Here is a 15,124-nt window from a genome sequence, read left to right as displayed (position 1 = left end):
GATGCCGGCCGACGCCTTTCGGATGTTTCAACTGGCTGCTCAAGGGTTTTGCTGCAGCCAAATTATTTTAATTTTGGGTTTAGATGATCTTGGAAAGGAAAATCCTGACCTTATCAAAGCGATGCATGGTTTGTGCGGAGGAATAGGAAGGTCAGGAAAAACCTGCGGGGCCCTTACAGGAGGGGCTTGCTTGATTGGCTTATATGCCGGGAAAGGCAGCCCAGGCGAATTCGGGCACCCTAAAATCAACGCTATGCTCAAGAAATTAATGAACTGGTTTGAAGATGTCCATGGCAGTATTGATTGTGAAGGAATTTTAGACCAGTCCTTGGCTGAGGGAAATGAGTATCCGGTACGCTGCGGCAATATTGTTGCAGCAACTTTTAATAAAGTTCAAGAGATAATAGCGGCTAATTCTGAAGACACAGAATTTGTCGAAGAAAACTAGTAAAAATCAGATATTAAATCTTATTTTTCAAATATTAAAATATCTAATATCTAATATCTATTAAATTATAAGGCTGAAAACCGGAAGTTGGCGACTCAGACGGAGGACTCAAAACTGTATGAATAACAATGTTTTTAAAGTCTATGAAGGTGACGCTCTTCGGCAGGCTACAGGAGATACTTTACGTCCGGGCGGCTTTTTTCTAACCGACCTGGGAGTGAAACGCTGTAACTTTCTTCCTGGTGACAAAGTCTTAGACGTGGGTTCCGGCAGTGGTGCAACGGTTGAACGTTTGATCTCCGAATATCAGCTCCAAGCCATTGGGATTGACCCCTCGGAGGTATTATTGGAGATCGGAAAAAGAAGAAATCCTGACTTAAACCTGATTCGGGGTCAGGGAGAGGACCTGCCCTTTCCGCCTGACGACCTGGACGGGGTATTCGCTGAGTGCACCTTATCCGTAATGGAAGAGCCGAATCAGGTTCTGAAAGAAATTTTCCGGGTGCTCAAGCAGGGTGGATGGCTGATCATTAATGATGTTTATGCCCGGAATCCTGATGGACTAAAGGACCTTCGCGAACTCGGCATCGAGTCATGCATCAGAAGGGCGTTGACCAGGGACGAGCTGCTGAATATGCTTAATGACTTTGGCTTTCATATCGTTGACTGGAGTGATCATACAAATTTATTGATCCAATTGACGGTTGATCTAATAATGACCTATGGATCGATGACAAATTTTTGGCTTAAATCTGCTTCGTGCTTAAGCTTCGTTGATCCTAACCCTATCCAGGAAGCGGTCAAAAAAGCAAAGATGGGGTATTTCCAACTGATTGCCCACAAGGGATACCAGTTCTAGTAAGAGAGGGATTAGAGCGTATGGAGGATAGGAAGGGAAATTTGACTTCCGCTACTGAGAGTTTATGTCCGGAATGTTTGCGCAGGATTCCGGCACAAAGAGAGGTTCAGGGTGAAAATGTTTATCTGGTAAAACGCTGCCCAGAACATGGTGGGTATCGAACCTTGATTTGGCATGGAAGTCCTCAATGGGCCTCCTGGGTCAGACCTACAATTCCTACTCCACCCAAGGAATGTTTTACGCAAGTTGCCAAGGGATGTCCCTTTGACTGCGGTTTATGCGCAGACCATTATAAGACAACTTGTACGGCTTTGCTTGAAGTTACCCAGCGCTGCAATCTAAACTGTCGCTTTTGTTTTGCCAATGCCGGAACGGAGCTGGACGAACCTTCGCTGAAAGTGATTGAAGGGTGGTATAAAAGCGTCCTGGCTGCCAGCGGCCCGGTGAATATCCAGTTATCCGGCGGCGAACCAACTCTCCGGGACGATTTGCCGGAAATCGTGGAAATGGGCAGGAGCTTGGGCTTTAATTTTATCCAGATTAATACGAATGGCTTACGGCTGGCCGAGGATTTCCCTTTTCTAAGCCGCTTAAAGATGGCCGGCCTTAGCTCGGTTTTTTTGCAATTTGATGGTACTGAGGATCAGATATACCAGGCAATCAGAGGGCGGCATCTTTACGATCTCAAAGTTAAAGCCATAGAAAACTGTGCCCAACACGGAATCGGAGTTGTCTTAGTACCAACTCTCATACCGGGAATAAACACTGAAAATATCGGTGGAATCATTAAGTTTGCCTTAAAAAATCATCCTGCAGTCCGAGGTGTTCATTTCCAACCTGTAAGTTATTTCGGAAGAATTCCCAAAGAACCGTTGGACCGGGATCGGATTACACTGCCGGAAGTTATACAAGCCATTGAGAAGCAGACAGAAGGGCTGATTAAAGCTGAAAACTTGAAGCCCCACAATGGTCGTTGCTCTTTTAGCGGCAGCTTTACGCGAAGAGTTGACGGGAGCTTGAAGCCAATCTTGAACAATTCCTGCTGTGAGCGACCGGAACGAGCGGATGAGCTGGCCAGAAAAACCCGGACCTTCGTAGCCCGGCAGTGGTCAGGGCCTGAACTGTTTAAAGTTCAGACCGCAAAGGATAATCCGGGCGACTCCTGGGACAACTTAATTCAACAATTTAAAACCTATGCTTTTTCCCTCAGTGGTATGGCTTTTCAAGATGTTTGGAATCTGGATCTTGAACGCTTAAAAAATTGCTGTATCCATGTTGTAAGCCCTGAGGGCAAGTTGATTCCCTTTTGTGCTTATAATCTCACCGCTAAAAATGGGCGCTCAATTTACCGCAAGGGGAGATAAATCTTGGCCATAAATGTTACCCCGCTTGAACCATGGGTACAGGAGAAAATTACCGGTAATTGTTCGGGAAGACTGACGCGAAAGCTGATCGAGGATTACCAGTTGAACAAACTGCAGGAAACTATTGCTTGGGTAAGCGCTAGCAGCAGATTTTACCGCCGTCTCTATCAGGGATTGGATTGTAAGATTACCAGTTTAGCAGACATAAACAAACTGCCTTTTACCACGTCTGAAGACCTCAAAGATTATCCCCTGGATTTCTTATGTGTTTCCCAAGATAACATCAGCAGAATCGTTACCCTCCAGACTTCCGGTACAACGGGAAAACCCAAACGCCTCTTCTTTAGTGAACCTGATCAAGAACTAACCATCGATTTTTTTCATCATGGCATGTTCACCTTGATTAAACCAGGGGATAGAGTCTTGATTTTGCTACCCGGTGAAACGACTGGAAGTGTCGGTGACTTACTGCGTTTAGGTTTAGCAAGAGCAGGCGTAACAGGAAGCGTTCACGGAATCGTTAGTAATCCGGAAGCCGCCTTTGAACAAATAAAACGGGAAAAAATCAATGTTCTTGTCGGTATACCCACTCAAGTGCTGAATTTAGCAAGGTTTATTGATTCACGGGACGAATCATCTTCTCTAAACATCAAAAGCGTCTTGTTAAGTACCGATTATGTACCATTAACTGTTGTCAAAGAACTGCAAAGATATTGGGGGTGTCAGGTGTTTAATCATTATGGTATGACTGAGATGGGTTTAGGCGGCGGCATTGAATGTGAGGGCTTCTGTGGCTATCACCTGAGAGAAGCAGACCTATATTTTGAAATTATCGATCCGCTGACAGGAACACCTGTGATAGACGGGCGGCCAGGGGAAATCGTCTTTACGACACTAACCAGATCAGCAATGCCCTTAGTTCGTTATCGAACCGGCGATATTTCAAGATTTATACCTGGCATCTGCGCCTGTAACACGGTCCTAAAGCGATTAGAACGGGTAAAATCCAGAGATCGGGTTTTTCTGAATGAGACGGATTATTTGACGATCTCCGATTTTGACGAGGTTCTCTTTGAATTTGGGGATATTATTGACTTCGAAGTTACGCTTACTGAAGAGGCAAAGCAAAACCAGTTAAACCTCAATATTCTCTTGAGGAAACCAGTTGATGCCGACATAAAACAGCCACTTTTACAATCTCTCGCCAAAATCCCCATCCTCAAGGCCGGACTGCAAACCAACAGTTTGCAGGTTAACCTTAATTTTAACGTAACTTCCGAGGTAAGAGCCCCCAAAAGCAGTGCTAAGCGACAGATTCAAGACCGGAGAAGGGGTGTCCGGCCTTGACTGAAGCAGAAGCCAGACGGGAGAGGGGGGTATTGGCAGCAATTATTGTTGCTGCAGGATATTCGTTTCGTATGAAACAATTCAAACCATTGTTGCCTTTGGGAGGGATTACGGTCATAGAACAAGCTGTTCATAGTTTTCTGGGCTATGGCCTCAAGGATATTCGAGTCGTCGTTGGGCATCGGGGGAATGAACTGTTTCCACTTTTAGAAAATTTAGGGGTTCGGATTATCGTGAACACCAATTATTCCGAAGGGATGTTTTCTTCAGTCCGGTCCGGAGTTAAGAGTCTCACTCCTGAGACGTCTGGTTTTTTTCTTTTACCCGCCGATAATCCCATGATTAAAAGCCACACTCTTGAAATGTTGGAAGAGACTTTCTTTTCCACGCAGGAGGGAATAGTTTATCCATCGTTTCAAGGCAAGAGGGGACACCCTCCTCTAATTTCCAGCCGCTATTTTAACGACATTCTGAAATGGAATAAACCAGGCGGACTGAGAGCAATGTTAGAGCAGTATGATGATAATGCCGTCGAAGTCCATGTTGAAGACTCAGGTATTCTACTTGACATGGACACACCAGAAGACTACCGTAAACTGCTTGCTTACTGTGGCGATACCCCGCTGCCCTCTGAAGAGGAATGTTATGAGATAGCCAAGAATGCTGAAACTCCCTTAAGGGTCATTAACCACAGTAAACAAGTAGCCGCACTTAGCTGCGCTATCGGCAGCTGTTTAATAAGTTCAGGATGCCGCATGAACCTTGGCTTAATTAAGGCTGCAGCCTTATTGCATGATCTGGCCAAAGGTAAACCGCGCCATGCACAAGTTGGAGCAAGCATGCTCACGAATTACCCGGAGGTTGCAAAAATTGTGGCCGAACATACGGACATTTGTTTAAACGTTGAACAGACCATATCGGAAAAAGAAGTCGTCTATTTGGCTGATAAGCTTGTTAAAGACGAGCAGATTGTTTCCCTTAAAGACAGATTTGCAGGCCCCTTGGAGCAGCATCAAAACAACCCGGATGCACTTAAGGAAATACAACGACGATATTTGGATGCCGAGTGGATTAAGACAAAGATTGAAAAAATTATTAACATGCCTTTATCTGAACTATTAAGTTAATCTAGAGGGGTAGGAAACAATGGAAAATGAAATAATCTATAAACTTAAAACAGCCTTAGAGAAAAATACTGAAGTTGCTATGGTTACAATCATCAGCGTCCTTGGCTCAACTCCTCGTAAGCCCGGAGCTAAAATGTTAGTTTTTCCTGACGGGACAATCGTAGGTACTATTGGCGGTGGATGCGGTGAGGCTGAAGCCAGGAGGGAAGCTCTCAATGTCATAGCAGCACGCACTTCTAAGGTGTATTTCTTAAATATGACCGCTGATATTGCTCAGGATGAGGGAATGGTTTGCGGGGGAATCATGGGATTATTCATTGATTATTTGGGTTTTCATAACTCCGCCGAACAATTAAAACTCTACCAAAAATATTTATCAGCACTTGAGGAAGAAAATCAGAATCCTATCCTTGTTACCGTAATCGAATCAGCTCCTGAACATTTGATAGGGAACAAACTAGTTATTAAGGCTAATGGGGAAGTAAGCGGCGATCTTCATTTAGATGGTTTAAATCGTGTTGCTCAAGAAAGTGGCAAAATTTGCGCTAAACGGTGTCAGCCGTTATTAATTAGTTTAGATTCTGAATTTGAGCCTTGCGAAACCTCTGTGAGCAAACCATCCTTTCGGTTACTCTTAGAACCGCAAAGAACAATTGTGCAATTGTTGATTTTAGGTGGTGGTCATATAGCGCTCCCCCTTGCCATTATGGCTAAAATTGTAGGGTATGAGATCACAGTAGTTGATGATCGTCCGGCCTTTGCCAATTCTGTTCGCTTTAAAGAGGCAGACACAGTTATTTGCGCTGATTTTGCACAAGCCTTAGAGAGGATCACTATCACTCCCCAAACCTTTGTGGTAATTGTCACAAGAGGGCATCGCTACGATAAGGTATGTCTGGAAAAAGTGATTCGCCGACCGGCAGCATATTTTGGCATGATCGGCAGCCGCAAAAGAGTTAAAGCTTTAAAAGCTGAATTAGAGGAAGAGGGAGTTCCAGCCGAATTACTTCAAAATCTTCATTCCCCGATTGGTCTGAAGATAGGAGCAGAAACTCCGGAGGAAATTGCCGTTAGTATTCTCAGCGAGTTGATTAAAGTTCAAAGGGAGATGGATCAAACCTTAAAGTAGACGATCCTGGAGAGACATGAAGACATGAAGCAAAAATTAATTTACTTGGTCAGACATGGTGATATCGGCCTAGGGAGTGAAAAACGTTATATTGGTCAAACTGATCTGCCCTTAAGTCCTCTTGGTCTAAAGCAGGCTTCATTATTAAAGGATATGTTTAGCCCCATATCGTTCGATAATATTTTTTGCAGCGATTTAATGAGAGCGCAGCAAACAGCGAAGATTATCGCAGTTCCTCGCCCAGCAGCTCCCATCCTTTGTCCGGAGTTCCGGGAATTGAACATGGGCGATTGGGAGGGGAAAACTTTCTCGGAAATTAGAACAAAGTTCCCTAAGGAATTCGCAGAACGTGGTCAAACTATTGCAAATTTCGTCCCGCCCCGGGGTGAAAGCTTTACAGACTGTTCCAAACGTGTCCTTCCGGCGTTTGAGTGGCTTATGAAATCTGCCGGAAACACAATTTTAATTATTGCTCATGCCGGCGTAAACAGAATAATCATCTGCCATGTCCTTGGGATGCCCTTGGAGAATGTTTTTCAACTTGAACAGAGTTATGGCAGCGTTAATTTACTTTGTCATGATAGTTGCGGATACAGATTAAACTATATGAACAATTTGGTTGTCAAGGAAACCGCTAAAGGGTTAATTTATTGATTTGCAAAAATCAATAAATTAACCCTTTGCTATTTTGTAACTATTCACATTATTGCTAAAAGTGCTCCAATTTAAAACGTTTGTTCGAAGCAAAGTGTTCCAAAATAGTCCATTTTGAGGAGTTAACATTAATTTTATAGATTAATTTGATGTAAGGATTATGGTTTTGTCCCATTAGTTATTTATATTATTAAGAATCTAGCGGTAATAAGTTGGCGGGACTCCCTTCGCTTGCTACGGTGGGGCCGATTTCGTCCTCCAGCAATCTGGATGTTCGGCTTTAACCTGAGGATTTCGTTGAAATACGACATGTGAAATTAATAGCTAAATTTTCTGATAGTTTTGGCACTAATATTGCAATAATATTCAGTCAAGAATCCGGATTAAAATTCCGGCAAAAATTCAGCGTAGAAAAGCAAATGCTAAAACTAATAAGAAAATGGGGGTTAAAAACATGGGAATCATTCATCAAGTCTATGGGTATTTCATGCCAACAGTAAACCTTATGGGAGCAGGAGCAGTACAAGAAACCGGAAAACAAGCAAAATTATTGGGCGGTAAAAAAGTCTTCTTAGTAACCGATGCATTCCTGGAAAAGATCGGTATGGCTCAAGAAATTGCTGATATTATCAGTAAAGAAGGCCTCGAAGTTGTCATTTACGGGGGGGCTGAACCAAATCCAACCGACAAAAATGTTCATGATGGATTTGATATTTACACTAAAGAAGGCTGCAACCTTATTGTTTCGGTTGGTGGAGGCTCTTCCCATGACTGTGCAAAGGGTATTGGATTGGTTGCCGGAAATGGCGGCAGAATTAATGATTATGAAGGCGTGGATAAATCTCCTTTGCCGATGGCCCCAATGATTGCCATTAATACCACCGCAGGAACGGCGGCAGAAATGACAAGATTCTGCATTATTACAGATTTAGCCAGACACATAAAAATGGCTATCGTTGACTGGCATGTAACACCTAATGTTTCTATTAATGATCCTTTATTGATGATGAAACAACCACCCAGTTTAACAGCTGCAACCGGAATGGATGCTCTTACCCATGCAGTAGAGGCCTATGTTTCCACAATAGCTACACCTGTAACGGATTCGGCTGCTTTAATGGCCTTTAGATTAATTAGCAAGTATTTGCGTCGTGCCGTGGCCAATGGGGAAGATTTCGAAGCCCGTGAACAAATGGCTTACGCTCAATTATTAGCTGGAATGGCCTTTAATAATGCCAGTTTAGGTTATGTTCATGCTATGGCCCACCAATTAGGAGGATTTTATAATTTGCCGCATGGTGTTTGCAATGCCATCCTTTTGCCTCACGTCTCACGTTTTAATATGATTGGCAATGTCGAACGTTATGCGGAGATTGCTGAAGCCATGGGAGAAAATATTACCGGGCTTTCAGCCAGAGAGGCTGCCGAGAAATGTTTCAGCTCTATAGCAACACTTTCTCAGGATGTTGGTATTCCTACAGGATTAGCAGAACTGGGAGTTAAAGAAGAGGACTTTGCCCTTATGGCAGGCAATGCCAAGCTGGATGCTTGTCAATTAACGAATCCACGAACTGCAACCCTTGATCAAGTTATTCAAATTTATAAAAACGCAATGTAAAAGGAACTTATTATAAGAAGATTTCGTTGAAAAAAATTAATGCGTTGGCAGAGAAGATTTTATTCATCTCGCCAACGCATTAATTTTTTTATGATATGAATTAGTCTTCTCGCAGCCTCTGGCGAAAAAAATTGTTAAAAGGAATAGATACTCTTGGCTTGAGTATTAACTTGACGAAAATGTTAGTAATTGGTATACTAATATCATGAAAATTTAGAAAGTTCATATAATTAAATATTAAGGTCTTAATATATATTCTAAAAAAGTAACAATGATGGGAGGTGAAACAACTGGAGAGCTATGTTTTGGACTTATAACAATTTTATCATTCCAATGAGAACTTACGAATCATGAAAGTAAAGGGGAGTCGATGATTAATGGCAGAGATCATGGAGATCCGAGAAAGTTCAATTGCCGACCCAGGGCCACTTGGTTTAGCCGGTTTTGCACTTACAACATTCATACTTAGTCTGTCAAATGCGAAACTAGTTCCAGCGGAACTTGGTACATTATTTGTCCCTCTGGCACTATTTTACGGTGGTTTAGCCCAGATCCTTGCCGGGATGTGGGAGTTTAAAAAGAATAATACGTTTGGGGCAGTGGCTTTCACAACTTATGGAGCATTTTGGATGGGTTTAGCAGCCACTGTCATATTAGAGACACTCAAGATACTCAATTTTGGTGCTTCTGGTCATATAGCTCTAGGAGTATACTTAACAGGGTTTACCATTTTTACGTTCTATATGTGGATAGGGACTTTCAGAATTAATAATGCTTTATTGGCAGTATTTACCTTCGTGGAAATTGCTTTTGTTTTACTGGATTTAGCCGAATTTGGAATAATCTCAAGTGTTCCTGGAGGTGTTTTTGGATTAATTACGGCAGCTTGTGCATGGTATGCCTCAGCGGCTGGAATTCTAAATCCACTTTATGGTCGTACGGTTCTCCCGGTAGGCTCTCGTGCTGTAACTGTTCAGAAACATTTTTCTTCAGGAAAACAGGCCTGATTGACACCTTATATTTATCCTTTGTTGGATTCAGCAAGTAACATTTTAAACTCGGCATTATTGTCGAGTTTTTTTAATACATTTTTCAAAATATAATGAGGAATAAATATCACTTCTAATTTGACAATATTAAGAAAATATTAAATAGAAATCTTAAAGCTTTTAATTATAATGTAAATAATAATATGGTAAATTGTTAAAATCAAAACTTACTGTTATCATAATATCTAAAGAATTGACTTAAAAACCTATATATCCTGAAGCTAAATAGTATCAGATGAATGAATAAAGGATTTGAACATAGATAATGAAGAAATTAGTCATTGGAATATTAGCACATGTGGATGCGGGCAAGACGACCTTATCAGAGGGCATCCTTTATCTGAGCGGTAAAATTGGCAAATTAGGACGAGTAGACCATAAAAATGCTTATTTAGATACCTTTGAGCTTGAACGAGCAAGGGGAATCACTATTTTTTCGAAGCAGGCCATATTTGAAATAGACGAGACTCAGATTACGTTACTGGATACCCCAGGGCATGTAGATTTTTCAGCTGAAATGGAGAGAACGCTTCAGGTACTGGATTATGCCATTTTAGTTATAAGCGGTGCTGACGGGGTACAGGGGCATACGAAAACGTTGTGGCGGCTTCTTGACATGTATCAGATACCTGTATTTTTATTCGTCAATAAGATGGATCAGAATGGGACGGATAAGGACAATTTAATGAGAGAAATAAAAAAGCAATTGAATGATGAATGCGTTGAATTTGAACATGTCAAGACAGACCGCTTTTACGATCAACTAGCCATGTGTGATGAAACAATGATGGAAGCCTATCTGGAAACAGATCATATTGAAACGTCACAGATCAAAAAGGCAATTACGGAGCGGAAAGTATTTCCGTGCTTTTTCGGTTCAGCCTTAAAATTAGAAGGCGTTGAGCAATTCATGCAGGGCATTGCCGACTATACCATAGCACCTACCTATTCCAATCAATTCGGAGCTAAAATATTCAAAATAACCAGAGACGAGCAGGGAAACCGTCTCACGCATATGAAACTTACAGGCGGAAAACTAAAGGTAAAAGATATTTTGAAGAATGGGATTTGGGAAGAGAAAGTAAATCAAATTCGTATTTATTCCGGACAGAAATTCGAGGCAGTGAATGAAATAGAAGCAGGTTCAGTCTTGGCAGTAACGGGCCTCAGCCAAACTAGACCGGGAGAAGGTTTAGGGATAGAAGAAGCTTCAAACACACCGGTTTTGGAACCCGTATTGTTTTATCAGATTATACTTTCAGAAGGCAGTGACCCAAGAGTAATGATTCCCAAACTGCGTCAGATTGAAGAAGAGGAGCCGGAACTTCATCTTATCTGGAATGAACAATTACAAGAAATTCAGGCACAGATCATGGGAGAGGTGCAAATCGAAATTTTGCAGAATCTTATACAAAGCCGTTTTGGTGTTCCAGTGACCTTTGATGCCGGAAGAATTGTCTATAAAGAAACGATTGCCAATATTGTTGAAGGGGTAGGACATTTTGAACCATTGCGCCATTATGCGGAGGTTCACCTTTTATTAGAGCCGGGTGAGCCGGGAAGTGGTCTTAAGTTTGGAGCAGAATGCAGTGAGGATACCTTAAGTAAAAACTGGCAAAGGCTTATATTAACTCATTTGGAAGAAAAAGAGCACAAAGGAATTTTAACAGGATCATCGATCACAGATATGAAAATCACTTTAGTCTCAGGCAGAGCACACACTAGGCATACTGAAGGCGGTGATTTCAGAGAGGCTACCTACCGTGCAGTACGCCAAGGTTTAAAGGAAGCAGAATCTATATTACTGGAGCCTTATTATGCCTTTGAGCTGGAACTCCCTGTGAAAATGGTAGGAAGAGCTATGACGGACATCGAGAAAATGCATGGTACATCCGAATTATCGCAGACAAATGGCGAGATGTCGGTTCTTGTGGGTAGTGCCCCTGTTCTTACCATGAGAAATTATCAGAAAGAAGTTATCGCCTACACGAAAGGTCTTGGCAGGCTTTTCTGCAGCCTAAAAGGGTATGAGCCATGCCACAATGCGGAAGAGATCATTGAAAGTATCGGCTATGATTCAGAAAGAGACATTGATAATCCAACGGGTTCTGTATTTTGTGCACATGGCTCAGGCTTCTTGGTGGATTGGGATAACGTGAAGGATTACATGCATGTTGAAAGCTATTTTCAGAAAAAAGAGGATTCAGCGGGAGAAATAGCCCCAAACCGTGTCTCATACTCAGAAGATAAGTGGATTAGCTTAGATGAGATTGACCAAATTATTAATAATACCTTCTATGCGAACCAAGGGAAAAAATCTGCCTGGAAAAAACGCAAAACAGCCCGCGAAAGTTATTACGAAGACTTTGTCTCAGTAAGCAGTGAGAAGGTAAACAAAGAAGAGTATCTCCTTGTCGATGGATATAATGTAATCCATGCCTGGCCTGAGCTCAAAGAACTTACGGATAGCAATATGGACGGCGCCAGAATGAAATTATTGGATAGTCTATGCAATTATCAAGGGATTCGAAAATGCCAAATTATTGTTGTGTTCGATGCTTACCTCGTTCAGGGGCATCTTGAAGAAGTCATCGACTATCATAACATTCATCTGGTTTATACAAGGGAGGCACAAACAGCAGACCAGTATATTGAAAAATTCGCTCATGATAATCAGAAAAAGTATAATATAACCGTTGCTACATCAGACGGTTTACAGCAGATTATTATCAGGGGGGAAGGATGTGCCTTATTATCGGCCAGAGAACTTAAGTCCGAGATCGAAGAGACTAATGAAAGAACAAAGCAGGAATATCAGGGAATACAGAGAAGACCACGTAATTATTTAATGGACACATTGTCTCCAGAAGCAAAACAGCGGATTGATGAACTGATTAAAGATGAAAATAAGACGTAAGATAGAACAATAGGTGCAATTCCTAAAGAGAGTTATGCTTATAGTGATGGATTTTCAGTTCCTAGTTAAAATGCCCTTTGAGTGCACATAATACGAAAAGCAATAAATAAGGCACTCGCTGAAAATTATAACTGGCGGTGGAAATATGTTATGGGTCATATTATTGGTTTGCGTTCAAGTATTGCTCTTGGGAACTGTGATTATTCTTGAAAATAAAGATCCGGGAAAAACCGTAACCTGGTTGTTTATTCTGAGTCTCCTGCCGCTTCTTGGTTTTCTTCTTTTTATTCTGTTTGCGCAAAAGCAACGCAATAAACTGTTTAAGAAAAAGGCTCAAAAAACAAATAGGCCAAAGCAAAGAATCAATGAATACGATACCTTCCCAAAGAATGAATACCCAACTTTTTCTCCAGATAACAATTTAGACCTTAAATTAGCTAACCTCCTTATGAATAGTGGTTATGCCCACTTAAGGATTCATAATAAAGTTGACGTTCTCGTCAATGGCCGGGAGAAATTTAAAGCTTTGCTTCAATCGTTAGAAAATGCCGCCCATCACATCCATCTGAGCTATTACATTTTCAAGGATGATGAAATAGGTGCCGACATCTTAAAAATTCTCTCTCAGAAAGTTTCTGAAGGAGTGGAAGTACGCGTTCTCCTTGACGGAGTGGGGAGCCTATCCCTGGCTGGAAATTTCATGACTACCATGAGACAAGCCGGAATCCAAGCTCAATGGTATTTCCCATTACGCTTTCCCTTTTTAACACCAAGGCTTAATTTACGTTACCACCGAAAAATTGTAATCATTGACGGATATGTGGGGTACATGGGAGGGCTCAATATTGGAGACGAATATCTTTCTCGTGACCCGAAACTTGGATTTTGGAGAGATACTCATCTCAAATTATCTGGGGAATCCGTCCATACCCTGCAAGGTATCTTTCTAAACGACTGGTATACTGTAACTCATCAGGAGATAAACGGTGAAAACTACTTTCCTAGGGTTGAAATCCCTGATATACTTCCTATTCAGATTGGTGCCAGCGGACCGGATTCTGATTGTGCATCCATTCTCCAAGGCTTTTTCGTAGCGATAACCATGGCTAAGCAGAGTATAAAAATTGAGACACCCTATTTTATACCTGATGAAAGTCTAATCATGGCTCTCAAGACTGCAGCTCTGTCAGGATTAGATGTTCAAATCATTATCCAAGGAGTACCGGAACACAAAGTGACTTACTGGGCTATGAACTCCTATCTTGAAGAACTGCTCGAAGCAGGCGTTAAAATCTATAAGTATATGAAAGGAATTCTTCACGCCAAAGTTCTTCTCATTGATGAAACTTTAGCATCTGTAGGGTCTGCTAATATGGATGTACGTAGTTTTTCCCTTGACTTTGAAATCTCCGCGTTTATGTATGATGAGAAATTAACGTTGCTCTTAGTTCAAGACTTCGAAAATGATTTGAGTGAATCCCGAAGTATCGACCTTGAAGTGTTCCAAACCCGTCCTTATTCTGAACGTCTTAAAGAGTCCTTTGCTCGTTTATTTTCACCACTGTTATAACTTTATAATAGTTCCACAACTTTACCTTATCTTCAAATGTCTGTATAATATTACTAATTTCAAACCTCCCCGGCCGCTTCGCGAAACAGGGGAGGTTTGATTCATGGAGGTAGGCATGAAGTTATCGAAACGTACTAAATCTATTGGCGGCATTTTGGCAATTGCTGCTGGGGCAATTATTGCCGCATATGGAGTTCAAGCCTTTGTCGTCCCTTCTGGGCTAGGCGGTGGAGGGGTCGGCGGCATAGCGCTGCTGCTCCTTTATACATTAAAACTCCCTATTGGTTTAATGACCTTTTTGTTAAATATTCCCTTGTTCGTTTTAGGCTGGAGAGAAATTAACAAAGACTTTATTTTTAAAACCATCTGGGGATTAGTTATATTTTCTATCTTCCTTGATCTCTTTAAAGGTATCAATCCTGTGCCGTTAAACGATATCTTTCTTGGGGCAGTCTACGGCGGTGTGTTTTCGGGGATTTCCTCAAGTATTGTGTTTCGTTTTGGCGGAAGTCTGGGAGGCACGGATATTATTTCGAAAGTTATCCATCGAAGATATGGAGTGCCCATGGGAACGTCTGCTTTAGCGATCAATAGCCTGATAATTTTGGTTTCCTGGGCAATCTTAGGTTCAAATAGGGCTCTCTATACCTTAGTTAATCTTTTTGTCTACGGGCGGGTCCTCGACATAATCCAAAGCGGCGTTCCTTCGAAATCAATAACGATTATATCCGATCAACCGGAAGCTTTGGTTGATCGGATTATGGTGGACTTAGGCAGAGGAGCAACTTTTTTAAGTGGCCGCGGCGCTTATTCTAACGAGCCTAAAAATGTTATTATCTGTGTAGTCAGCCTTCCGGAACTAGGTCGCTTAAAGCAAGCGGTGCGTGATGTTGACCCGGAAGCTTTTATGATCGTATCCAATGCCGGGGAAGTTCTCGGCAGAGGATTCTTAAAAAATGAGTGAATAAAAATGATATAAAATTCTTGTTGCAGGATTTATAGCAGCGAAAAGAGAAGTAGACACTATAAAACATGCAAGTTA

Annotated in this window: 12 protein-coding genes; all 12 read left to right on the top strand. The window is 41.7% G+C overall.

Annotation, left to right across the window (positions count from 1 at the left end):
- Position 1 precedes the first annotated feature (1 nt).
- The 12 genes from B5Y67_RS05055 to B5Y67_RS05000 all read left to right on the top strand — a co-directional run bounded on the left by B5Y67_RS05055 (position 2) and on the right by B5Y67_RS05000 (position 15,046).
- A complete protein-coding gene (locus B5Y67_RS05055) occupies positions 2–448 on the top strand; it encodes a DVU_1555 family C-GCAxxG-C-C protein (protein WP_088225441.1) in 447 nt (148 codons plus the stop codon).
- A gap of 118 nt (positions 449–566) precedes the next feature.
- A complete protein-coding gene (gene trsM, locus B5Y67_RS05050; RefSeq protein WP_088225440.1) occupies positions 567–1,307 on the top strand; it encodes a DVU_1556 family methyltransferase in 741 nt (246 codons plus the stop codon).
- Positions 1,308–1,327: 20 nt separating this feature from the next.
- Positions 1,328–2,671, top strand: a complete 1,344-nt coding sequence (trsS, locus tag B5Y67_RS05045; RefSeq protein WP_088225439.1) for a radical SAM (seleno)protein TrsS — start codon at positions 1,328–1,330, stop codon at positions 2,669–2,671.
- Between the two features lie 3 nt (positions 2,672–2,674).
- Positions 2,675–4,018: a DVU_1553 family AMP-dependent CoA ligase gene (locus B5Y67_RS05040; RefSeq protein WP_088225438.1), complete on the top strand. Its 1,344-nt coding sequence runs from the start codon at positions 2,675–2,677 to the stop codon at positions 4,016–4,018.
- Positions 4,015–5,145: a DVU_1551 family NTP transferase gene (locus B5Y67_RS05035; protein ID WP_242975866.1), complete on the top strand. Its 1,131-nt coding sequence runs from the start codon at positions 4,015–4,017 to the stop codon at positions 5,143–5,145. Before B5Y67_RS05040 ends, B5Y67_RS05035 begins: the two co-directional genes overlap by 4 nt.
- Positions 5,146–5,164: 19 nt before the next feature.
- On the top strand, positions 5,165–6,274 hold the full coding sequence (locus B5Y67_RS05030; protein ID WP_088225437.1) for an XdhC/CoxI family protein: 1,110 nt from the start codon (positions 5,165–5,167) through the stop codon (positions 6,272–6,274).
- Between the two features lie 24 nt (positions 6,275–6,298).
- Positions 6,299–6,928, top strand: coding sequence for an alpha-ribazole phosphatase (gene cobC, locus B5Y67_RS05025; protein WP_088225436.1), 630 nt, complete (start codon positions 6,299–6,301; stop codon positions 6,926–6,928).
- Positions 6,929–7,382: 454 nt separating this feature from the next.
- Entirely contained in the window at positions 7,383–8,546 is a 1,164-nt protein-coding gene (locus B5Y67_RS05020; protein ID WP_088225435.1) for an iron-containing alcohol dehydrogenase, read from the top strand.
- Between the two features lie 377 nt (positions 8,547–8,923).
- A complete protein-coding gene (locus tag B5Y67_RS05015) occupies positions 8,924–9,553 on the top strand; it encodes a GPR1/FUN34/YaaH family transporter (protein ID WP_088225434.1) in 630 nt (209 codons plus the stop codon).
- 307 nt (positions 9,554–9,860) lie between these two features.
- Complete coding sequence (locus tag B5Y67_RS05010) at positions 9,861–12,512, top strand: TetM/TetW/TetO/TetS family tetracycline resistance ribosomal protection protein (protein WP_088225433.1); 2,652 nt, start codon at positions 9,861–9,863, stop codon at positions 12,510–12,512.
- 145 nt (positions 12,513–12,657) lie between these two features.
- Positions 12,658–14,082: a cardiolipin synthase gene (gene cls, locus B5Y67_RS05005; RefSeq protein ID WP_088225432.1), complete on the top strand. Its 1,425-nt coding sequence runs from the start codon at positions 12,658–12,660 to the stop codon at positions 14,080–14,082.
- A gap of 115 nt (positions 14,083–14,197) precedes the next feature.
- Entirely contained in the window at positions 14,198–15,046 is an 849-nt protein-coding gene (locus B5Y67_RS05000; RefSeq protein ID WP_088225513.1) for a YitT family protein, read from the top strand.
- Positions 15,047–15,124 lie beyond the last annotated feature (78 nt).

The organism is Desulfosporosinus sp. FKB (assembly GCF_002196705.1).
In the GTDB taxonomy this organism is placed as follows: domain Bacteria; phylum Bacillota; class Desulfitobacteriia; order Desulfitobacteriales; family Desulfitobacteriaceae; genus Desulfosporosinus.
This window is presented reverse-complemented; position numbering and strand designations above follow the sequence as displayed.